Here is an 18,790-nt window from a genome sequence, read left to right as displayed (position 1 = left end):
CCGCTGAGCCTCAGCCGTCCTCCCGCTCCTTCTCCGCCAGGTGGATCACGCACACCGCCACCGCGATGAGCAGCGCCGGGTCGGCGTCGTCCCGTACGACGTCGACCCCGTAGGTGTCGCGGACGGTGAGCCACCGGCGGGAGATCACCGCGAGGAGTTCGCCCTGGTACTCGACGGCGAACTCCCGGTCGAGGATCTTGCCGCTGATGTCGAGTCCGGTGCCGTCGACCAGGTCGACGCGGTAGTGGTTGCGCAGCAGGGAGAGCCGCTTGCGCCGGACGGTGGCGAGATCCTCGCCGTCCCGCTGGATCACCATGGTGTCGCGCAGGGCGAACATCTTCTGGTGGATGTCGATCAGGACGTTGCCCGCGGTGTCCTTCAGCTCGAAGGTGTCCCGCAGCCGCATGGCCTTGCCGTCGACGAGGAAGACCTTGCGGCCGTTCTCGTCCTCGATCCAGTAGTCGTCGCCGATGCCCAGCAGCCGGTCGCGCACGAGGAGTCTCATGTCCAAAGCGCTTCCCCGGCGGGAGGCGTTCCTCACCGGGCGGCGGGGCCGAACCGCTTCCGGTAGTCGGAGGGGCTCAGTCCGGTCTCCCGGCGCAGCCGGGCCCGCAGGTTGGCCGCTGTGCCCAGTCCGCAGCGGGCGGCGACCACCTCGAGCCGGGTCTCCCCACGCTCGATCAGCCGGCAGGCCAGCGCCACCCGTTCGCCGGTGAGCCAGGCCAGCGGGGTGGTGCCGAGGCGTTCACGGAAGCGGCGGTGCAGGGTGGCGGGGGAGACGGCCGCGCGGGCGGCGAGGTCGGCCACGGTGAGCGGTTCGCCGAGCCGTTCCTGCGCCCAGGCCAGCAGTGGGCCGAGCGAGCCGTCGGGCACCTCGGGCAGCGGGCGTTCCACGAACTGCCGCTGCCCGCCGTCCCGGTGGGCGGCGAAGACCAGGCGCCGGGAGACCGCGTTGGCGATCTCGGCGCCGTGGTCCCGCCGCCACAGGTACAGCCCGAGGTCGAGCGCGGCCGCGCTGCCCGAGGCGGAGAGTACGTCCCCGTCGTCGACGAAGAGCACGTCCGGCTCCAGCAGGACCTTCGGGTGCAGCCGCCGGAAGGTGTCGGCCCACTTCCAGTGGGTGGTGGCCGGCCGTCCGTCGAGCAGCCCGGCCTCGGCGAGCGCGAAGGTGCCGGTGCAGAAGCTCACGATCCGGGTGCCCCGCCCGTGCGCACGCCGGATCGCCTCCCGTACGGGGGCCCCGCGCGGGACCACGTTGTCCGGGCGGCCCGGCACGACCAGGGTGTCGGCGTCGTCCACCGCGTCCAGCCCGGCCACCCCGGTCATCGTGAAGAAGCCGTGGTTCATCCGCACCTCGCGGGTCGGCGCGCACAGCGTGACCTCGTACAGCGGGTCGGCCGGGCCCAGTTCGGGGCGGGGCAGGCCGAACAGCTCGGTGGCGACCCCGACCTCGAACGGGTTGGTGCCGGCGTCCACCAGAACGGCGACCCGATGGGTGCGCCGCACCTGCGAGGATTCTTGCGCCATATGCAATTCCTAGCACTCGTACGGGTCGCGCACACACCCCACGATGAGCACATGGCAACCGAAGAACCCCGCTCCCTCCCCCAGGTCCTGGCCTCCTTCACCGACCGCTGGAGCCCCCGCATCGTCGCGTCGGTCAACGACTACGACGTCCGCGTGGCCAAGGTCGAGGGCGAGCACCTCTGGCACGCGCACGACGACACCGACGAGTTCTTCCTCGTACTGACCGGCGAACTCCACATCGCGCTGCGCGAGCCGGCCGGTGAGCGCACGGTCGTCCTGCACCAGGGCTCGGTCTTCACCGTCCCGCGCGGCACCGAGCACAAGCCGTACGCCCCGGTCCCCACCGAGATCCTGGTCCTCGAACCCACCGGCACCCTGTCGGTGGGCGACCGGCACGAAGAGATCCCGGACCATGTGGACGCCACCACGGGGCACACCCTGGACTGAGGGCCGCACCCCTGGGTGGCACCCTTGAAGCATGAACGACTCCGCTTCTCGACGTGTCCGTGTCCGCGCTCCCGAGCTGGTCGGCAAGGGCGGCTGGCTGAACACCGGTGATCAGCAGTACACCCTGGCCGACCTGCGAGGACGCATCGTCATCCTCGACTTCTGGACGTTCTGCTGCATCAACTGCCTGCACGTCCTGGACGAGCTGCGGGAGCTGGAGGAGCGGCACCGGGACACCGTGGTCGTGGTCGGCGTGCACTCCCCGAAGTTCGTGCACGAGGCCGAGCACCAGGCGGTCGTGGACGCGGTCGAGCGGTACGGCGTGGAGCACCCCGTACTGGACGACCCGGAGCTGGCCACCTGGAAGCAGTACGCGGTGCGCGCCTGGCCGACGCTGGTGGTGATCGACCCGGAGGGGTACGTGGTCGCCCAGCACGCCGGTGAGGGGCATGTGCACGCCATCGAGCGGCTGGTGGCGGAGCTGGAGGCCGAGCACGAGGTCAAGGGCACCCTGCGCCGGGGCGACGGCCCCTACGTGGCGCCGGAGCCGGAGCCGACCGTGCTGCGCTTCCCCGGCAAGGCGCTGCTGCTGCCCTCGGGGAACTTCCTGGTCAGCGATACCACCCGGCACCGGCTGGTCGAGCTGGCCGAGGACGGCGAGTCCGTGGTGCGCCGGATCGGCACCGGTGAGCGCGGCTTCGCGGACGGCCCGGCCGACGAGGCGTCCTTCAACGAGCCCCAGGGTCTCGCCCTGCTGGACGACGGCTCCGTGGTCGTCGCCGACACGGTGAACCACGCCCTGCGCCGCCTGGACCTCGCCTCCGGCGCGGTCACCACGCTGGCCGGCACCGGCAGGCAGTGGATGCAGGGCGCCCCCACCTCGGGCGCGGCCCGCGAGGTCGCGCTGTCCTCACCGTGGGACGTGGCCCTCTTCGGTGGCAAGGTGTGGATCGCCATGGCGGGCGTGCACCAGCTCTGGACGTACGACCCCGAGGCGGAGACCGTCCAGGTCGCGGCCGGTACGACCAACGAGGGCCTGGTGGACGGGCCCGGCGCCGAGGCGTGGTTCGCGCAGCCCTCCGGGCTCGCGGCGACGGCGGAGCGGCTGTGGCTCGCGGACTCCGAGACCTCCGCGCTGCGCTGGGTCGACCTCGACGGCGCCGTGCACACCGCCGTCGGCACCGGTCTGTTCGACTTCGGCCACCGGGACGGCGAGGCCGGGCAGGCCCTGCTCCAGCACCCGCTGGGCGTCACCGCGCTGCCGGACGGCTCGGTCGCGGTGGCCGACACCTACAACCACGCGCTGCGCCGCTACGACCCCGCCACCGGCGAGGTCACCACCCTCGCCACCGACCTGCGCGAGCCCAGTGACGCGGTGCTCGTCGGCGACGACATCGTGGTGGTGGAGTCCGCCCGCCACCGGCTGACCCGGCTGCGCCTGCCCGAGGAGGCGGTCCGCGTGGAGGCGGTCGCCCACCGCACGCAGCGCGCCGCCACCGAGGTGGCCCCCGGCCGGCTGCGGCTGGACGTGATCTTCCAGGCCCCGGCGGGCCAGAAGCTGGACACCCGATACGGCCCGTCGACCCGGCTGCTGGTCTCCGCGACCCCGCCCGAGCTGCTGCTCAAGGGCGAGGGCGCGGACAGCGACCTGAGCCGGGAGCTGGAGCTGGACCCGGCCGTCACCGAGGGCGTGCTGCACGTCTCCGCGATGGCCGCCTCCTGCGACGACGACCCGGCTGGGGGCACCTCCCGGTCGAAGACTGGGGGAGAGTACCCCGCCTGCCACGTCCACCAGCAGGACTGGGGCGTCCCGGTCCGCCTCGTCGAGGGCGCGACGGACCGCCTGCCGCTGGTGCTGGCGGGCCTGGACGAGGGTGAGGCGCGCTGAGTCAGACGCCGTAGCCGTCCGAGTAGCCGTCGCGCGGCGCGGGCCGCTCCTCCTCCACCACGCGGGTGGGCGGGACGACCACGCGGCGGCGCCGGGCGATCCCACTGAAGGTCGCCAGGCCGATGAGACCGGCGGCCATGAAGATGACGCCGACCAGGTCGAGGTTGACGCCGCTCATGTGCCAGTCGGTGGCAAATGTGAGGATCGCTCCCACGGCTATCAGGATGATGCATCCGCCGAGGCCCATGAGATCTCGCCTCCCCTTCCGGTTCCGGAATCTCCGGTCCCGTTCGGCGGGTACCCCCCATCCGGCCGGTTAGCCACCCGACCGCGTTGTCAACTAGCCCTCCAGAAAGGCCGTCAGGGCCTCCGCGAGGAGGAACGGGTCCTCGGCGCCGCAGAGTTCGCGCGCGCTGTGCATGGAGAGGATCGCCACGCCGATGTCCACGGTGCTGATGCCGTGGCGGGCGGCGGTGATGGGGCCGATGGTGGTGCCGCAGGGCATCGAGTTGTTCGAGACGAACGTCTGGAACGGCACCCCGGCCCGCTCGCACGCGGCGGCGAACACCGCGCGGCCCGAACCGTCCGTGGCGTAGCGGTTGTTGACGTTCACCTTGAGGATCGGGCCGCCGTTGACCCGCGGGTGGTGCGTCGGGTCGTGCCGCTCCGCGTAGTTGGGGTGCACGGCGTGCCCGGTGTCGGAGGAGAGGCAGACGGTGCCCGCGAAGGCACGGGCGCGGTCCTCGTAGGAGCCGCCGCGCGCGAACACCGAGCGCTCCAGCACGCTGCCGAGCAGCGGGCCGTCGGCGCCGGTGTCGGACTGCGAGCCGTTCTCCTCGTGGTCGAAGGCGGCCAGTACGGGGATGTGGGTGAGGGTCTCCCCTGCGGCCGCAGCGGCGATCAGCGCGGCCGTACCGGCGTGCACGGAGAGCAGGTTGTCCATCCGGGGCCCGGCGACCAGCTCGCGGTCCCGGCCCAGGTAGGCGGGCGCCTCGACCGGATAGGTCATCAGGTCCCAGCCCGCGACCGAACCGGCCTCGAGCCCCGCCTCCTCCTCCAGGAAGGCGATCAGGTCACCCTCGCTCACATCGTTCCCGAGGCCCCACACGGGCTGGAGGTGGCGCTGCTTGTCGAGCTTGAGGCCGTCCACGGAGACCGAGCGGTCCAGATGGATGGCGAGCTGCGGCACCCGCAGCAGCGGGCGGTCGACGTCGACCAGGACCGAGGTGCCGTCGCGCAGGGTGAGCCGGCCGGCCAGGCCCAGGTCGCGGTCGAGCCAGGAGTTCATCAGGGGGCCGCCGTAGATCTCCACCGCGACCTGGCGCCAGCCGTGCGCGCCGCTGTCCGGCTCGGGCTTGACCCGGAGGTTGGGGGAGTCGGTGTGCGCGCCGACGATCCGGAACGGGGTGTGCGGGGTGGCGCCCTCCGGGACGTACCAGGCGATGACCGCGCCGCCGCGCAGCACGTACCGCCCCCCGCTGCCGGTGCCCGCGGGGGTGTCCCACGCCTCGGTCTCGGTGACCTGCGTGAAGCCTGCCTCCTCAAGCCGCGCGGCGACGTTCGCCACGGCGTGGTACGGCGTCGGGCTCGCCGCCAGGAAGGCCATCAGGTCGTCGGTGTGGCCGCGGTCGAAACGGGACGGTGCGCTCATGGCGTTTACCTTAACGACGAGCGCGGGCCCGCTCTCCGGAAGGAGGGAGCGGGCCCGCGCGGGGTCTTCGGAAGGAGGGTCGGGGACGAGGGCCTGTCCTCCGGATCTTGCCGGGGTCGCGGGGTCTGGCACGCACATCTGCGGCGTTGTCGTCGGTTGCCGACTCCCCCACGCTCGGCTGCGCTCGCGCGGGGGGACCCCCACCGCGTCGACGCCCTCCTCCGCCTTGCATCTGCACGCACCAGACCCCGCTCGGGTCGGCCCGAAGGCACCGTCGCCCCGAGCCGGCCTGATCCGGAGGAAAGGCCCTAGAAGGCGGCCTCGTCCAGCTCCATCAGGTCCAGGTCGACACCGGAGGCGACCTTGCGGGCCAGGGTGACGCCGGGCAGGACGTTGGCAGCGAAGAACTTCGCCGCCGCGATCTTGCCGGTGTAGAACGCCTTGTCCTTGGCGGACGCGGTCTGAAGCTTCTCGGCGGCGACGGCAGCGCCGCGCAGCAGCAGGTAGCCGACGATCACGTCACCGGAGGCCATCAGCAGGCGGGTGGTGTTGAGGCCCACCTTGTAGATGTTCTTGACGTCCTGCTCGGTGGCCGCGAGGTCGGTCAGCATCAGGCCGACGATCGCCTCCAGCTCCACGGCCGCCTTGGCCAGGTGCTCGCGGGCACCCGCCAGCTCCTCGCCGCCGGTGGCCAGCGCCAGGAACTTCTTGATGTCCTCGGCCAGACCGTTCAGCGCGGCACCCTGGTTACGGACGATCTTCCGGAAGAAGAAGTCCTGGCCCTGGATCGCGGTGGTGCCCTCGTAGAGGGTGTCGATCTTGGCGTCGCGGATGTACTGCTCGATCGGGTACTCCTGGAGGAACCCGGAGCCGCCGAAGGTCTGGAGCGACTGCGCGAGCTGCTCGTAGCCCTTCTCGGAGCCGTAGCCCTTCACGATCGGCAGGAGCAGGTCGTTCAGCGCGTGCTCGGCGGAGGCGTCCTCGCCGTTCGCCTCCTTGACCGCGATGGTGTCCTGGACGGACGCCGTGTGCAGCACCAGGGCGCGCATGCCCTCCGCGTACGCCTTCTGCGTCATCAGCGAGCGGCGCACGTCGGGGTGGTGGGTGATGGTGACCTTGGGCGCCTTCTTGTCCATGAAGTTCGCGAGGTCGGGACCCTGGACGCGCTCCTTGGCGTACTCCAGCGCGTTGAGGTAGCCGGTCGACAGGGTCGAGATGGCCTTCGTGCCGACCATCATGCGGGCGAACTCGATGATGCGGAACATCTGGCGGATGCCGTCGTGCTTGTCACCGATCAGCCAGCCCACGGCCGGGTGGCGGTCGCCGAAGGTCATCTCGCAGGTGTTGGACGCCTTGAGGCCCATCTTGTGCTCGACGTTGGTGGCGTAGACGCCGTTGCGCTCGCCCAGCTCGCCGGTCTCGCCGTCGAAGTGGTACTTGGGCACCAGGAAGAGGGAGAGGCCCTTGGTGCCGGGGCCGGCGCCCTCGGGGCGGGCGAGGACGTAGTGGAGGATGTTCTCCTCCATGTCGTGCTCACCGGAGGTGATGAAGCGCTTCACGCCCTCGATGTGCCAGGAGCCGTCCTCCTGCTGCACGGCCTTGGTGCGGCCGGCACCCACGTCCGAACCGGCGTCCGGCTCGGTGAGGACCATGGTGGAGCCCCAGGTCTTCTCGACCGCTATCTTCGCCCACTGCTTCTGCTCCTCGGTGCCCTCCTCGAAGAGGATGCGCGCGAACGCCGGGCCGGAGGAGTACATCCAGATGGCCGGGTTGGCGCCGAGCACCAGCTCCGCGTACGCCCAGATCAGGGACGGCGGGGTGTTGGTGCCGCCGATCTCCTCGGGCAGGCCGAGCCGCCAGTACTCCGAGTCCATGAAGGACTTGTAGCTCTTCTTGAAGGAGGCCGGGACGGGCGCGGTGTTGGTCTCGGGGTCGAAGACCGGGGGGTTGCGGTCGGCGTCCACGAAGGACTCCGCCAGCTCGTTCTCCGAGAGACGGGTCAGCTCCGCGAGGACGGACTTCGCGGTGTCGGTGTCCATCTCCTCGAACGGGCCCGTGCCGTAGAGCTTCTCGCGGCCGAGGACTTCGAAGAGGTTGAACTCGATGTCGCGCAGGTTGGACTTGTAGTGCCCCATGGTGACTCCATCACGGACTCGGCGAGGCACTGACTCCTCGCGGCTGATCACGTACCAACAAGTGGCTACGATGATGCTACCCGTCGGTAATAAGACGCAACCCCGACGGGTGTGACAAGCCTCTACCGCTCACCCGCCCCCGCCGCGCTCTCCGTCGTGCCTCCCTGTGCGCCCGCCCGGCCGGGTGAATCCACGCCTCCGCGAAGAGCACGCCAAGTGACGCTCTGTGTACTTTGCGTGACGTTCCCTTCCTTCTCTGTGCTCGGAGGCACACGTGCGACGACTTCTGACCAGGTTCGGCGGCCTCGCGGCGGCGGCGATGCTGACGGTCGGACTGGCCCATCCCTCGCAGGCGGCGGACCCGGCGTACTTCGAATTCACGGACGTGACCCGGCAGACGGCGGTCGTCCGGATCGACGACCCGGCCACGATCGCTCATGCGCGGGAGCTGCTCAGCGGCGAGACGACCGACCGTCCCCACCTCGTCGGACGGATCGTCACGCGCCAGGCCCCGTACAACCCGAGGTGGAGTTTCCACTACGAGCCCGCGACGGTCGGGTTCTTCGACGTGGCCATCGAGGTCTGCGACGCCACCCTCCCTTACGTCGAGGACCACCTCGACGAGGCGGGCGGCGCCTTCCTGCCGGGGCGCGTCTGGTGCCCGTGGACTTCCCGTCTCACGCGGGAGGTTACGGCCGAGTAGGCCGTACGGGCGGGTTCGCTCGGTACCCTTGCGGCCATGTACGGCTACGACCAGAACGTGGGCGCCCAGCAGAGTTACGTGCCGCCGCAGCAGCAGCCGGGTGGTGTCGGCGGGTACGGCCAGCAGCCGCCGCTCTACCCGGAGCCGTCCGCACCCTCGCTGGCGGACGCGGTGCGCGCCTTCACCACGGGGCAGATGGCCGCCGAGGACTTCCAGCAGGTCTTCGCCACGTCCAAGGTGTACTGCCCGCGCGGCGACACCCCCGGCTTCCTCGCCCTGCACAACACCCAGCAGCCGGTGATCCCGATGTTCACCTCGCTGAAAGAGCTGCGCCGGTACGCCGGCAAGGAGTCCAAGTACTTCGTGATCACCGGCGCCGAGGTGATCGACCTGCTCCCCACCGGCTACGGCTTCGTGGTCGACATGGAGGGTGAGCACCGGATGGTGTTCGACGCGAAGGCGGTGGAGCAGATGGTCGAGTTCGCCATGCGCCGGATGTACGGATAGCCCCTGTCATCAGTGATGAGGCCCGGAGGGAATTACCTCCGGGCCTCCTGTGTTGTGGCTGGCGAAAAGTTCAACGCTCAACTAAACTGGGTCCACAAGGAGGTACCGACCATGCCTGCAGTGACCGTCGAGAACCCGTTGACGCTGCCCCGTGTGACCGCGCCCGCCGACGCCGTGTCGCGTCCGGTGCTCGTCGTGACGACCGCGCCGAGCGGCTTCGAGGGCGAGGGGTTCCCGGTGCGCCGCGCCTTCGCCGGGATCAACTACCGCCACCTCGACCCGTTCATCATGATGGACCAGATGGGCGAGGTGGAGTACGCGCCGGGCGAGCCCAAGGGCACCCCCTGGCACCCGCACCGCGGCTTCGAGACCGTGACCTACATCATCGACGGGATCTTCGACCACCAGGACTCCAACGGCGGTGGCGGCACCATCACCAACGGCGACACCCAGTGGATGACCGCCGGTTCGGGCCTGCTGCACATCGAGGCCCCGCCGGAGCACCTGGTCATGTCGGGCGGTCTCTTCCACGGGCTCCAGCTCTGGGTGAACCTCCCCGCCAAGGACAAGATGATGGCGCCGCGCTACCAGGACATCCGGGGCGGCAGCGTCCAGTTGCTCACCACCCCCGACGGCGGCGCGCTGCTGCGGGTCATCGCCGGTGAGCTGGACGGGCACGCCGGTCCCGGCATCACCCACACGCCGATCACCATGATCCACGCGACGGTGGCGCCGGGTGCCGAGGTCACCCTGCCGTGGCGCGAGGACTTCAACGGCCTCGCCTACGTCCTCGCCGGGCGCGGCTCGGTGGGCGCGGAGCGTCGTCCGGTGCACACCGGGCAGACGGCGGTCTTCGGCGCCGGCTCCTCGCTGACCGTCCGCGCGGACGAGAAGCAGGACTCGAACACGCCGGACCTGGAGGTCGTCCTCCTCGGCGGACAGCCGATCCGTGAGCCCATGGCCCACTACGGCCCGTTCGTCATGAACACCAAGGACCAGCTCATGCAGGCGTTCGAGGACTTCCAGAAGGGCCGTCTGGGCACGGTGCCCGCGGTGCACGGCATGACGGAGAGCGGCCCGCAGGGCTGATGCCCGGGTGCCGTGAGGCACTGTCTCTCGCCCACCACTCGACTTCCCGAGTCGGGTGGTGGGTGGGCACAGGCCGGGGGTCCAGGGGGCGGGAGCCCCCTGGGACGGCACGCGGAGAGAGGGCGACTCACCCACCCGGCCCGCCGTAGCAGGACGCGGAACCCACGGCGTGCTCCGCTGGAAGCGTGTCGCTACTCCCCGTACCCGTACGCCGCTTCGCCGCCTGGTGTGCCGTGCTGCTGCTGGCCGCAGGACTGGGCTGGGTCGGCATCCGGCTGTGCGGGGAACTGCGTACCGCCGTCACCCCCGTACTGCTCGCCCTCCTCGGCACCGCCCTGCTGGGCCCGCTGTACCGCTGGCTGCTCAAGATGAGGCTGAACGCCAGCCTCGCCGCCGCCCTGACCTGCGTGGCCGTCGTGGCGGTCGTCGGCGGCGCGGTCTACATCGTCGTCGCCGCCCTCGTGAACACCGGCGACGAGATCGTGGCCTCCCTCCGGGAGGCGGCCAAGGCGGTCGCCCGGCACTTCGGCGCCGCCGGCGCCGGCCTGGACGACCTGGCGGGCAACGCCCGTGAGCTGCTCGGCAAGTTCGGCGGCACCGCCGTATCCAACGTCATCAGCGGCGTCAGCGTCGTCGGCGAGTCCGTCGCCATCGCGGTACTCGCCCTGCTTCTGATCTTCTTCTTCCTGCGCGACTCCCACCGCGCCCTGCGCTCCCTGCGCGGCCTCGCCCCGGCCGGCACCGCCGACGTCGTGGAGGCCATGGCCCGCCGGGCCTTCGAGGCGGTCGAGGGCTTCATGCGCGGGACGACGATCATCGCGCTCATCGACGCCGTCTGCATCACCGTCGGCCTGCTGATCCTGCGCGTACCCGGCGCGGTGGGCCTCGGCGCGCTCGTCTTCGTCGCCGCCTACATCCCCTACCTCGGCGCCTTCCTCTCCGGCGCGGTCGCCGTCCTGGTCGCCCTCGCGGACCGGGGTTTCGTGATCGCGCTCTGGGCGCTCGGCGTGGTCCTCGCGGTCCAGGTGCTGGAGGGGCACGTACTCCAGCCGGCCATCCAGAGCCGCACCGTACAGATGCACCCGGCGGTGGTGATGCTGACGATCACCGCGGGCGCCTCCGTCGCGGGCATCCTCGGCATGCTCCTCGCCGTCCCCCTGACCGCGGCCGTCTTCGGCGTCGTCCAGGAACTCCGCGAGCGCTACGGCACCCCGCACGAGCAGCCCTAGGCGGCGTCCTCCCCCTCCCGCTGCCTCTCCTCCTCGTCGTCCCCCTTGTTCCCTTCGCCCTCCTTGTCACCCTCCTCCTCGGGGCGCTCGTACAGCTCGAACCAGATGCTCTTGCCCTCGCCGCGCGGCTCGACCCCCCACGCGTCGGCGAGCATCTCGATCAGCATCAGGCCGCGGCCGGAGGAGGCCAGCTCGCCGGGGCGGCGCTTGTGCGGGAGGTCGTCGCCGCCGTCGGTGACCTGGACGCGCAGCCGGCGGTGGCCGGGCTCACCGAAGATCTCCGCGAGCAGCAGCGCGTCGGCGTCGGTGTGCACCAGCACGTTGGTGATCATCTCGGAGACCAGCAGCACCGCCACGTCCACCTGCTCGGCCGGCTTCCAGTCGTGCAGCAGCTCCCGCAGATGCTGGCGGGCCTCCGCGATCCGCTCCGGCTCGTCCTGCGCCACCGACAGCAGCGTGCTGCGCACCCGCGTCCGGGCCGTGGCCGCCGGGCCGCTGAGCCCCCAGCTCTCCCCGGAGCGGAACAGCAGCAGCACCGCGATGTCGTCCTCGCGGCGGTCGGTCAGCGGGCCGGTGGTGTGGTGCGAGGAGGGCCCGTGCACCCCCTGCACCAGCGCGTCCGCGAGCCCCTCCAGACCGTTCTCGCGCTCCGACTCCTTGGCGCCGTACTGCTCCAGGATGGCCCGGATGCGCCGCCAGCCGCTCTCCATGTCGTGGCCGCCGGTCTCGATCAGACCGTCGGTGCACAGCATCATCGTCTCGCCCGGTTCCAGCGTGAACCGGGTCGTCGGGTAGTCCCCGTCCGGGTCGACGCCCAGCGGCAGCCCGCCCGCGGTCGGCCGGAGCACCACCGTGCCGTCGGGGAGCCGGATCACCGGCTCCGGATGTCCCGCGCGGGCCACCTCCAGGCGCCCGGTCGCCGGGTCCGCCTCCGCGTACAGGCAGGTGGCGAAGCGCAGGTCGGTCATGTGCTCGTCATGGGTGATGCCGTGCAGGAAGCGGGAGGCGCGGGAGAGCACCGCGTCCGGGCGGTGCCCCTCGGCCGCGTACGCCCGCAGCGCGATCCGGAGCTGGCCCATCAGCCCCGCCGCCCGTACGTCGTGCCCCTGTACGTCCCCGATGACCAGCGCGAACCTGCCTCCCTGCGCGGTGGTCGGGGAGACCCCGCCGGGCAGCGGGATCATGTCGTACCAGTCGCCGCCCACCTGGAGGCCGCCGCCGGTCGGGATGTAGCGCGCGGCCACGCTCATGCCGGGAATCTCCGGGAGCAGCGAGGGCATCATCGACCGCTGGAGCCCCTCGGACAGCTCCCGCTGGGTCTCCGCGTCGCCCGCCCGCGTCAGCGCCTGCGCCAGCATCCGGGCGACCGTGGTCAGCACCGCGCGCTCGTCCGGGGTGAACGCCACCCGGTCGCTGAACGCCGCCATCCACGCGCCCCGCGTCTGCCCGCCCAGCGTCAGCGGCAGGAACGCCCACGCGCAGCGCCCGAACTGCTCGGCCAGCGGCCAGGCCGTCGGATAGCGGTCCCGGTACTCGCCGGGCGAGGAGAGATAGACGGCCCGGCCGGTACGGACCACCTCGGCCGCCGGATAGTCCGTGGTCAGCGGCATATGGGTGAAGGGACCGTCGTCGCCGGGCTGGTAGCCGTGGTGGCCGATGATCGTCAGCCGGTCGCCCTCCACGCCGAACACCGCGAGCCCGTCCGGGGAGAAGCCCGGCATCGACAGTGTGGCCGCGACCCGCAGCACCTCCGCCGTCGACCGGGCCTCGGCCAGCGCGCGGCCCGCGTCCAGCAGGAACGCCTCGCGGGAGCGCCGCCAGTCCCCGGTGATCGCGCTGCGCGCCGAGGACGTGCCCGGCGCCGGCTCGATGACCTCCTGGAGGGTGCCGATCAGCTCGTACGCCCGCCGTTCCCGGTCGAAGGCCGGCTTGGAGCGGCTGCGCACCACCCGGACGGTACGGCCCTCCGCGTCCACCACCCGGATGCGCACCTCGGCGAGCGTGCCCCGGGCGACGGCGAGCGGGATGACCCCGGTGATCTCGTTCCAGTCCGAGGGGTGCATCCGGGCGCGGGCCTGGGTCTCGGTGAGGGTGTGGGGCCGGGCGGGCAGCCCCAGCAGTCGCGCCGCCTCCGCGTCCACGGTGACCAGCTCGGTGGCCGTGTCCCACTGCCAGAGCCCCGTGGCGAGGGAGGCGAGGACATCTCCCACGGACGGCAGTGGCTCACCTGTGCGCATTGCCCCACTTTAGGAAGGTCGTCCCCACTACTGCCACCCTTGATGCGCCGGTGGTAATGGTGGGGAGGCGATCATGGGGTGCCCGGTACCCTTGATGGGTCCGGGCCCCGTGCCCGTTCTGGCCGGGCAGAGCACACTTCCGGCGAAGAACCCCCAACGAAGGACGATGAACGACGATGCATCGGTACAGGTCCCACACCTGCGGCCAGCTCCGCGCCTCCGACGTCGGTACCGACGTCCGGCTGAGTGGCTGGCTGCACAATCGGCGCGACCTGGGCGGCATCCTCTTCATCGATCTGCGTGACCACTACGGCATCACGCAGCTCGTGGCCCGCCCCGGCACCCCCGCGTACGAGGCGCTGGACTCCATCTCCAAGGAGTCCACGGTCCGCGTCGACGGCCGCGTTGTTTCACGTGGAACCGAGAACGTGAACCCCGACCTGCCCACCGGTGAGATCGAGGTCGAGGTCGCGGAGGTCGAGCTGCTGGGCGCCGCCGCCCCGCTGCCCTTCACGATCAACGCCGAGGACGGGGTCAACGAGGAGCGGCGCCTGGAGTACCGCTTCCTGGACCTGCGCCGCGAGCGCATGCACCGCAACATCATGCTGCGCACGGCGGTCATCTCCGCCATGCGCCAGAAGATGTCCGCGATGGGCTTCAACGAGATGGCCACGCCGATCCTGTCCGCCACCTCCCCCGAGGGCGCCCGCGACTACGTCGTTCCCTCGCGCGTCCACGCGGGCCGGTTCTACGCCCTGCCGCAGGCGCCGCAGCAGTTCAAGCAGCTCCTGATGATCTCGGGCTTCGACCGCTACTTCCAGATCGCGCCCTGCTTCCGCGACGAGGACGCGCGTGCCGACCGCTCGCCGGGTGAGTTCTACCAGCTCGACGTCGAGATGAGCTTCGTCGAGCAGGAGGACGTCTTCCAGCCGATCGAGAAGCTGATGACCGAGCTGTTCGAGGAGTTCGGCGGCGGCCGCCATGTCACCTCGCCGTTCCCGCGCATCCCGTTCCGCGAGGCGATGCTCAAGTACGGCTCCGACAAGCCGGACCTGCGCGCCAAGCTGGAGCTCGTGGACATCACCGACGTCTTCGAGGGCTCGGCGTTCAAGGCGTTCGCGGGCAAGCACGTGCGGGCCCTGCCGGTGCCGGACGTCGCGGGCCAGAGCCGCAAGTTCTTCGACGGCCTCGGCGAGTTCGCCGTCTCGCAGGGCGCGCAGGGCCTGGCCTGGGTGCGCGTCGGCGAGGACGGTTCGCTGACCGGCCCGATCGCCAAGTTCCTCACCGAGGACAATGTCGCCGAGCTGACCAAGCGCCTGTCGCTGGCCCCCGGCCACGCGGTGTTCTTCGGCGCGGGCGAGTTCGACGAGGTCTCCAAGATCATGGGCGCGGTGCGCGTCGAGGCGGCCAAGCGTGCGGACCAGTTCGAGGACGGCGTCTTCCGCTTCTGCTGGATCATCGACTTCCCGATGTACGAGCGGGACGAGGAGACGGGGAAGCTCGACTTCTCCCACAACCCGTTCTCGATGCCGCAGGGCGGCCTGGAGGCCCTGGAGACCCAGGACCCGCTGGACATCCTGGGCTGGCAGTACGACATCGTCTGCAACGGTGTGGAGCTGTCCTCCGGCGCCATCCGGAACCACGAGCCGGACATCATGCTCAAGGCGTTCGAGATCGCGGGCTACGACCGGGACACGGTCGAGGACAAGTTCGCCGGCATGCTCCGCGCATTCCGCTTCGGCGCCCCGCCGCACGGTGGCATCGCCCCCGGCGTGGACCGCATCGTCATGCTGCTCGCCGACGAGCCCAACATCCGCGAGACCATCGCCTTCCCGCTCAACGGCAACGCCCAGGACCTCATGATGGGCGCCCCGACCGAGCTGGACGAGTCCCGCCTGCGCGAGCTGCACCTGAGCATCAGGAAGCCGCAGCCGAAGTAGTAAGCGGTACGTGTGGAACGGCCCGGCTCCTTGAGGGAGCCGGGCCGTTCCTATTCCTCTTCTTCCCCCTGATCGGGATCGGCGCCGTCCTCCAGCAGGCGTTCCCCGATGTCGTCGGACCAGTGCTGGGCCCACGCGCGCAGGGGTCCGACCTCCTCGCGGGGCAGGCCGTAGCGGCGGAACTCGATGTCGGAGTAGAAGTCGGTGCCGGTGAGGCGGGACTGGAGGGTGGGCAGGTCGAAGACGTCGTACGCGTGCCGCCGGCCCAGCTCCTCCAACTCGGGCAGCGAGTAATGCTCGGCGGCACCCCGCGCGTCGATCAGATCGACGGCCGCTCCCCGGTCGTACAACGCCCGGATCTTCGTCCCGACGGCATCCGCGAGCGAGAGAGTCGGCCCGTACGAGGTCAGCTCGGCCGGCTGCCAGAAGGCTTCCTTGTGCAGCGCGAGGCCGACGTCCTCCCCGCTCTGGGGATCACCGACGGTCAACTGCGCGGTGAGCGCGGTGACGGCCTCGGTTCGCACGGTCCGCCCCCGCGCCTCCAGCGCGCCGGCCAGCCCCCGGGCGATGCCCTCCATCGCCTCGCCGCTCTCGGTGGCGAAGTCGAGATTCCCGTGCTCCCGCCGCACCACCCCATGCGCCTCCAGCGCATACCCCCCGGCCAGCACCAGCCCGTACGGACCCCCCGCACTGACCACATCCGCCAACAACCGCCGATGAACTCCGCAAGCCTCCACGAGCCCCGTACTCTGCCAGACCAGACCCAGGTCAGGCCGGTTCCGGGGCCTCGGGGGTGTCGGTGAAGAGATCCTCGGCGCGTTCGACGGTCTCCGCGCGGTCGAGCCATCCGCTCACGCGAACCGGGTCGGTGCAGGTGGTGATGCGCTCTCGGATGTCATCGGGGACGGGAATGCCCCGCACCTTGAGCACGCTCAGCACGCCCTTTGCCTCCCCCCGAGCCTCGCCCTTCGCCTCACCCTCGTTGAAGGTGCGCTCCAGCAGGGTGCCCCGGCCGGGGAAGTAGTTGACGAACGACACGATGTTCCTCCATTTTTGCCCGCGGAGGTCGTCCCGAGGGCGGTGTCCAAGAACTGGCTGAAGTACTGGGCGGCGCTCTGCTCCAAGGGGTGGGTGCGCTGCACGGTCCAGCCGCGCGCTCCGCACTCGAAGGGACCGGCGGCCCACTTGGCCGTGGCCCGGTCGCGGCAGACGACGAGCAACAGGACCGGCAGCCGGTACTTCGACTGGAGATAGGCGACGTAGTAGGCCCAGCTCGCGGACTTGGCCGGGTCGCGGCGCTCCTGGGCCTCGACGGCGAGTAAGAAGTCGTCGCCGTCGGAGGGTTCGATGCGCAGCACGGTGTCCACGTGCCGGACGAGCGGACGGGTCTCCGTCACGTCGGAGGTGACCGCGTAGGCGGCCGCTTTCTCGGGGAAGGCGATGCCCAGCGCTCCGAAGACGGGTGCCAGGATCTCCGGGCGTTCCTCGAAGATGCGGTGCATGCCCTCATGGGCTGATGTGACCATGTGTGCACGCTAGGGGCATGGTTGTCGGGGCTGCCCGACTTTCTGGACGGCGTTCACTCGTTCGAGGGGCGAGGGAACGTTCCAGCAAGGGGAGGCGGGCATGCCGCTGGCGCCGGCCCCTGTGGGGGCGGCGCCAGTGGGGAGGGGGTGTGTCAGGTGGGCTGGCCGCCGAAGCGGGCCTTGTAGGTCTCCAGGTCTTCGTCCGTGAGCTTGGCGAAGAGGACCGGGGGGACGGTGAAGGGGATGCCCGGCTGGAGGGTGGTGAGGGACTTGGCCTCTTCCGGGGTGATCCAGGTGGACGTGTCCGACGGGAGGGCGAAGGCGGCTCGCATCGCCGCCGCCGAGGACGGGATGAAGGGCTCGGAGACGACCGCGTAGAGGTGGATCAGGTTCATCGCGGTGCGGAGGGTGAGGGCCGCCGCGTCCTTGTCGGTCTTGATCTCCAGCCAGGGGGCCTTCTCCTCCAGGTAGGAGTTGCCGGCCGACCACAGGGCGCGCAGGGCGGAGGCCGCCTTGCGGAACTGGAGCGCGTCCATCTGGGTCTCGTACTCCGCGAGGAGACGGGCGATCTCCTCGCCCAGGCGGGTCTCCGCCTCGCCGGGCTCGCCGCCCGCCGGGACCTCGTCGCCGAAGCGCTTGCGGGAGAAGGAGAGGACGCGGTTGACGAAGTTGCCCAGCGTGTCCGCCAGGTCCTTGTTCACCGTGGCGGTGAAGTGCTCCCAGGTGAAGGACGAGTCGTCCGACTCGGGGGCGTTGGCGATCAGGAAGTAGCGCCAGTAGTCCGCGGGCAGGATGTCCAGGGCCTGGTCGGTGAAGACGCCCCGCTTCTGCGAGGTGGAGAACTTGCCGCCGTAGTACGTCAGCCAGTTGAACGCCTTGACGTAGTCGACCTTCTTCCACGGCTCGCGCACACCCAGCTCGGTCGCCGGGAACATCACCGTGTGGAACGGGACGTTGTCCTTCGCCATGAACTGCGTGTAGCGGACGGTGTCGTCCGCCTCGTACCACCAGGACTTCCAGTCCCGGTTCTCCGGGTCCTGGTCCGCCCACTCCTTGGTCGCGCCGATGTACTCGATCGGGGCGTCGAACCAGACGTAGAACACCTTGCCCTCGGCGGCCAGCTCCGGCCAGGTGTCCGCCGGGACCGGCACGCCCCAGTCCAGGTCACGGGTGATCGCGCGGTCGTGCAGGCCCTCGGTCAGCCACTTGCGGGCGATGGAGGAGGCGAGCTGCGGCCAGTCCTGCTCGTGCCGGGCCACCCACTCCTCGACCTCGTGCTGGAGCTTGGACTGCAGCAGGAAGAGGTGCTTGGTCTCGCGGACCTCCAGGTCCGTGGAGCCGGAGATCGCGCTGCGCGGCTCGATCAGGTCGGTCGGGTCCAGCACGCGGGTGCAGTTCTCGCACTGGTCGCCGCGGGCCTTGTCGTAGCCACAGTGCGGGCAGGTGCCCTCCACGTAGCGGTCCGGCAGGAAGCGGCCGTCGGCCGGCGAGTAGACCTGGCGGATCGCCCGCTCCTCGATGAAGCCGTTCTCGTTCAGCTTCCGGGCGAAGTGCTGGGTGATGTCGCGGTTCTCGGCGGAGGAGCTGCGGCCGAAGTAGTCGAAGGCCAGCGCGAAGCCGTCGTAGACCGCCTTCTGCGCGTCGTGCGCCTGGGCGCAGAACTCGTCCACCGGCAGGCCCCGCTCCTTGGCGGCCAGCTCGGCGGGGGTGCCGTGCTCGTCCGTGGCGCAGATGTAGAGGACGTCCTCGCCGCGCCGGCGGAGGTACCGGGAGTACACGTCCGCCGGGAGCATGGACCCCACCATGTTGCCCAGGTGCTTGATCCCGTTGATGTACGGAAGGGCGCTGGTGATGAGGTGTCGAGCCATTGGAGGCTGCTCCCAGGTCGGATCGTCTTTGCGAACCTTGAAA

Annotated in this window: 17 protein-coding genes; 7 read left to right on the top strand and 10 right to left on the bottom strand. The window is 70.7% G+C overall.

Annotated features, from left to right (window positions below):
• Positions 1–10 precede the first annotated feature (10 nt).
• Together ACZ3HQ_RS10635 and ACZ3HQ_RS10630 are read right to left on the bottom strand one after the other, a co-directional pair.
• Positions 11–505, bottom strand: coding sequence for an LURP-one-related/scramblase family protein (locus ACZ3HQ_RS10635; RefSeq protein WP_467509408.1), 495 nt, complete (start codon positions 503–505; stop codon positions 11–13).
• A gap of 32 nt (positions 506–537) precedes the next feature.
• Positions 538–1,527: a GlxA family transcriptional regulator gene (locus ACZ3HQ_RS10630; protein ID WP_467509406.1), complete on the bottom strand. Its 990-nt coding sequence runs from the start codon at positions 1,525–1,527 to the stop codon at positions 538–540.
• 51 nt (positions 1,528–1,578) lie between these two features.
• On the opposite strand from ACZ3HQ_RS10630, the gene ACZ3HQ_RS10625 reads away from it, so the two are divergent.
• Both ACZ3HQ_RS10625 and ACZ3HQ_RS10620 read left to right on the top strand, forming a co-directional pair.
• On the top strand, positions 1,579–1,974 hold the full coding sequence (locus ACZ3HQ_RS10625) for a cupin domain-containing protein (RefSeq protein WP_467509404.1): 396 nt from the start codon (positions 1,579–1,581) through the stop codon (positions 1,972–1,974).
• 31 nt (positions 1,975–2,005) lie between these two features.
• On the top strand, positions 2,006–3,862 hold the full coding sequence (locus tag ACZ3HQ_RS10620) for a thioredoxin-like domain-containing protein (protein ID WP_467509402.1): 1,857 nt from the start codon (positions 2,006–2,008) through the stop codon (positions 3,860–3,862).
• Between the two features lies 1 nt (position 3,863).
• Here ACZ3HQ_RS10620 and ACZ3HQ_RS10615 read toward each other — a convergent pair whose 3' ends face one another.
• The 3 genes from ACZ3HQ_RS10615 to ACZ3HQ_RS10605 form a co-directional block, all read right to left on the bottom strand.
• A complete protein-coding gene (locus ACZ3HQ_RS10615) occupies positions 3,864–4,109 on the bottom strand; it encodes a DUF6458 family protein (RefSeq protein WP_135787270.1) in 246 nt (81 codons plus the stop codon).
• Positions 4,110–4,202: 93 nt separating this feature from the next.
• Positions 4,203–5,513, bottom strand: a complete 1,311-nt coding sequence (locus ACZ3HQ_RS10610) for a M18 family aminopeptidase (protein WP_467509400.1) — start codon at positions 5,511–5,513, stop codon at positions 4,203–4,205.
• Between the two features lie 308 nt (positions 5,514–5,821).
• Positions 5,822–7,648, bottom strand: a complete 1,827-nt coding sequence (locus tag ACZ3HQ_RS10605; RefSeq protein WP_467509398.1) for an acyl-CoA dehydrogenase — start codon at positions 7,646–7,648, stop codon at positions 5,822–5,824.
• Positions 7,649–7,922: 274 nt separating this feature from the next.
• On the opposite strand from ACZ3HQ_RS10605, the gene ACZ3HQ_RS10600 reads away from it, so the two are divergent.
• From ACZ3HQ_RS10600 to ACZ3HQ_RS10585, 4 genes are all read left to right on the top strand, one after another.
• Positions 7,923–8,351 (top strand): BP74-related protein, encoded by a 429-nt coding sequence (locus tag ACZ3HQ_RS10600; protein ID WP_467509396.1) that lies wholly within the window; start codon positions 7,923–7,925, stop codon positions 8,349–8,351.
• A 36-nt stretch (positions 8,352–8,387) separates the two neighbouring features.
• Positions 8,388–8,858, top strand: a complete 471-nt coding sequence (locus ACZ3HQ_RS10595) for an SseB family protein (protein WP_086690269.1) — start codon at positions 8,388–8,390, stop codon at positions 8,856–8,858.
• A 111-nt stretch (positions 8,859–8,969) separates the two neighbouring features.
• Entirely contained in the window at positions 8,970–9,947 is a 978-nt protein-coding gene (locus ACZ3HQ_RS10590) for a pirin family protein (RefSeq protein WP_467509393.1), read from the top strand.
• Positions 9,948–10,132: 185 nt separating this feature from the next.
• Positions 10,133–11,176 carry an AI-2E family transporter gene (locus ACZ3HQ_RS10585; protein ID WP_467509391.1) on the top strand — a complete coding sequence of 348 codons (1,044 nt, stop codon included), beginning with the start codon at positions 10,133–10,135 and terminating at the stop codon, positions 11,174–11,176.
• On the opposite strand, the gene ACZ3HQ_RS10580 is transcribed toward ACZ3HQ_RS10585, so the two are convergent.
• The gene (locus tag ACZ3HQ_RS10580) at positions 11,173–13,413 is read right to left on the bottom strand and encodes an ATP-binding SpoIIE family protein phosphatase (RefSeq protein ID WP_467509389.1); all 2,241 of its coding nucleotides are present in this window, start codon (positions 13,411–13,413) and stop codon (positions 11,173–11,175) included. The two genes, ACZ3HQ_RS10585 and ACZ3HQ_RS10580, sit on opposite strands and share 4 nt — an antisense overlap.
• A 176-nt stretch (positions 13,414–13,589) precedes the next feature.
• Here ACZ3HQ_RS10580 and aspS point away from each other — a divergent pair, with 176 nt between their 5' ends.
• A complete protein-coding gene (gene aspS, locus ACZ3HQ_RS10575; protein WP_467509387.1) occupies positions 13,590–15,353 on the top strand; it encodes an aspartate--tRNA ligase in 1,764 nt (587 codons plus the stop codon).
• Positions 15,354–15,403: 50 nt separating this feature from the next.
• Here the strand turns inward: aspS and ACZ3HQ_RS10570 are convergent, their stop codons facing one another.
• The 4 genes from ACZ3HQ_RS10570 to metG form a co-directional block, all read right to left on the bottom strand.
• Entirely contained in the window at positions 15,404–16,090 is a 687-nt protein-coding gene (locus tag ACZ3HQ_RS10570) for a hypothetical protein (protein ID WP_467509385.1), read from the bottom strand.
• Positions 16,091–16,121: 31 nt separating this feature from the next.
• Positions 16,122–16,292 (bottom strand): hypothetical protein, encoded by a 171-nt coding sequence (locus tag ACZ3HQ_RS10565; protein ID WP_467509383.1) that lies wholly within the window; start codon positions 16,290–16,292, stop codon positions 16,122–16,124.
• Positions 16,286–16,879, bottom strand: coding sequence for a hypothetical protein (locus ACZ3HQ_RS10560; RefSeq protein ID WP_467509381.1), 594 nt, complete (start codon positions 16,877–16,879; stop codon positions 16,286–16,288). Before ACZ3HQ_RS10560 ends, ACZ3HQ_RS10565 begins: the two co-directional genes overlap by 7 nt.
• Before the next feature lie 152 nt (positions 16,880–17,031).
• Positions 17,032–18,747, bottom strand: a complete 1,716-nt coding sequence (metG, locus tag ACZ3HQ_RS10555; protein WP_467509379.1) for a methionine--tRNA ligase — start codon at positions 18,745–18,747, stop codon at positions 17,032–17,034.
• Positions 18,748–18,790 lie beyond the last annotated feature (43 nt).

The sequence above is a fragment of the Streptomyces sp. NPDC018263 genome, from assembly GCF_055562575.1.
Note: the sequence above shows the minus strand (reverse complement) of the source record. Positions and strands in the feature narration are given on the sequence as shown.

Excerpts from the sequence above, each read along its gene's own strand:
- ACZ3HQ_RS10630 (WP_467509406.1), bottom strand. The coding sequence starts at position 1,527 with ATGGCGCAAGAATCCTCGCAGGTGCGGCGCACCCATCGGGTCGCCGTT.
- ACZ3HQ_RS10620 (WP_467509402.1), top strand. The coding sequence starts at position 2,006 with ATGAACGACTCCGCTTCTCGACGTGTCCGTGTCCGCGCTCCCGAGCTG.
- ACZ3HQ_RS10560 (WP_467509381.1), bottom strand. The coding sequence starts at position 16,879 with ATGGTCACATCAGCCCATGAGGGCATGCACCGCATCTTCGAGGAACGC.
- metG (WP_467509379.1), bottom strand. The coding sequence starts at position 18,747 with ATGGCTCGACACCTCATCACCAGCGCCCTTCCGTACATCAACGGGATC.
- ACZ3HQ_RS10580 (WP_467509389.1), bottom strand. The coding sequence starts at position 13,413 with ATGCGCACAGGTGAGCCACTGCCGTCCGTGGGAGATGTCCTCGCCTCC.
- ACZ3HQ_RS10610 (WP_467509400.1), bottom strand. The coding sequence starts at position 5,513 with ATGAGCGCACCGTCCCGTTTCGACCGCGGCCACACCGACGACCTGATG.
- ACZ3HQ_RS10635 (WP_467509408.1), bottom strand. The coding sequence starts at position 505 with ATGAGACTCCTCGTGCGCGACCGGCTGCTGGGCATCGGCGACGACTAC.
- aspS (WP_467509387.1), top strand. The coding sequence starts at position 13,590 with ATGCATCGGTACAGGTCCCACACCTGCGGCCAGCTCCGCGCCTCCGAC.
- ACZ3HQ_RS10595 (WP_086690269.1), top strand. The coding sequence starts at position 8,388 with ATGTACGGCTACGACCAGAACGTGGGCGCCCAGCAGAGTTACGTGCCG.
- ACZ3HQ_RS10590 (WP_467509393.1), top strand. The coding sequence starts at position 8,970 with ATGCCTGCAGTGACCGTCGAGAACCCGTTGACGCTGCCCCGTGTGACC.
- ACZ3HQ_RS10625 (WP_467509404.1), top strand. The coding sequence starts at position 1,579 with ATGGCAACCGAAGAACCCCGCTCCCTCCCCCAGGTCCTGGCCTCCTTC.
- ACZ3HQ_RS10615 (WP_135787270.1), bottom strand. The coding sequence starts at position 4,109 with ATGGGCCTCGGCGGATGCATCATCCTGATAGCCGTGGGAGCGATCCTC.
- ACZ3HQ_RS10605 (WP_467509398.1), bottom strand. The coding sequence starts at position 7,648 with ATGGGGCACTACAAGTCCAACCTGCGCGACATCGAGTTCAACCTCTTC.